Source organism: Streptomyces doebereineriae (genome assembly GCF_031845645.1).
Lineage (GTDB): Bacteria > Actinomycetota > Actinomycetes > Streptomycetales > Streptomycetaceae > Streptomyces > Streptomyces canus.
This window is the reverse complement of record NZ_JAVREZ010000345.1, coordinates 1-442: the sequence shown is the minus strand read 5'-3', so window position 1 is coordinate 442 and position 442 is coordinate 1. Positions and strand designations below refer to the sequence as shown.

1 protein-coding gene is annotated in these 442 nt (G+C 67.6%); it reads left to right on the top strand.

The window, feature by feature from the left end:
* The coding region (locus RNB18_RS52220; RefSeq protein ID WP_311721080.1) for a DegT/DnrJ/EryC1/StrS family aminotransferase at window positions 1-442 on the top strand (442 nt) is incomplete at both ends.

Here is a 442-nt window from a genome sequence, read left to right as displayed (position 1 = left end):
GTCCCTGGACTGCGGTGGACACCTGACCCACGGCATGCGACTGAACTTCTCCGGCAAGCTGTACAACGTCGCCGCTTACGGGGTGTCCAAGGAGGACTTCCTCGTCGATATGGATGCCGTTGCCGAAGCTGCGCGGGAACACCGGCCGCAGCTGATCATCGGCGGATGGTCGGCGTACCCGCGGCAGCTGGACTTCGCCCGGTTCCGCGAGATCGCCGACGAGGTCGGCGCCTACCTGATGGTCGACATGGCTCACTTCGCGGGCCTGGTCGCAGCCGGCCTGCATCCGTCCCCGGTGCCGCACGCCCACGTCGTGACCTCCACACCCCACAAGACCCTGGGTGGGCCGCGCGGCGGCGTCATCCTCACCAACGAGGCCGACATCGCCAAGAAGATCAACTCGGCGGTGTTCCCCGGGCAACAGGGCGGACCGCTGGAGCAC